The 988-nt window shown below is 73.1% G+C and carries 1 protein-coding gene; it reads left to right on the top strand.

The annotated features are described in order from the left end of the window. Positions 1 to 234: 234 nt before the first annotated feature. Positions 235 to 988: GMC family oxidoreductase N-terminal domain-containing protein (locus tag J7528_RS23495; RefSeq protein WP_291879687.1), on the top strand; the 754-nt coding region annotated here is incomplete at its 3' end.

Raw genomic sequence — 988 nt, 5'->3', positions numbered from 1 at the left:
GCCGACAACTGCTCCCGCACCGGGCGTATCACGTAGTACGCGGCCAGCACGCAGAAGAAACAGATGAAGGAAATGACGACCGCGCGCCACTCCCCGTGATGGATCCGGCCCGCCGCTGTCGCCTGTTCGGCCTGCATCCGTCCTGCCCTGCGCGATGACGCCGGCAGTATACGATGCGGTCCGGTATCGACCATGCACCGCAGTGCGCCGTCTTCCATCGTTACAGGGGCTTCCGTGTACGACTACATCGTGATCGGGGCCGGCTCGGCCGGCTGCGTGCTGGCGGCCCGGCTCAGCGAGGACCCGCGCTGCCGCGTGCTGCTGCTCGAGGCCGGCCCGCGCGACTGGAACCCGCTGATCCACATGCCCGCCGGGCTCGGCCGCCTGGTCAGGGACACCACGATCAACTGGGACTACCGCACCGAACCGGAGCCGCAGCTGCACGGCCGCCGGCTGTGGTGGCCGCGCGGCAAGGTGCTGGGCGGCTCCAGCTCGATCAACGCGATGTGCTACACCCGCGGCACGCCGCGCGACTACGACGAGTGGCGCGGCGCCGGCGCGCCTGGCTGGGACTGGAATGCGCTGCTGCCGTACTTCCTCCGCGCCGAGGACAACACCCGCGGCGCCAGCGCCCTGCACGGCAGCGGCGGCCCGCTGCGCGTGTCGGACCTGCGCCACACCAATCCGCTGTCGCGCGCCTTCGTCGACGCCGGCGTCCAGGCCGGCTGGCCGCGCAACGACGACTTCAACGGCCCGGCGCAGGCCGGCATCGGCCTGTACCAGGTGACCCAGCGCGACGGCGCGCGCTGTTCGGCCGCGGCCGCCTACCTGGCACCGGCCCGCGCGCGGCCGAACCTGCACGTAGCCACCGGTGCCCGCGTGCGGCGGCTGGTGATCGGGCAGGGCCGCGCCACCGGCGTGGACTACGTGCAGGAGCGGCGCCTGCGCCACGCGACCGCCAGCGGCGAAGTGCTGCTGTGCGGCGGCG

The sequence above is a fragment of the Caulobacter sp. genome (genome assembly GCF_017744445.1).
GTDB lineage: Bacteria > Pseudomonadota > Alphaproteobacteria > Caulobacterales > Caulobacteraceae > Caulobacter.
This window is presented reverse-complemented; position numbering and strand designations above follow the sequence as displayed.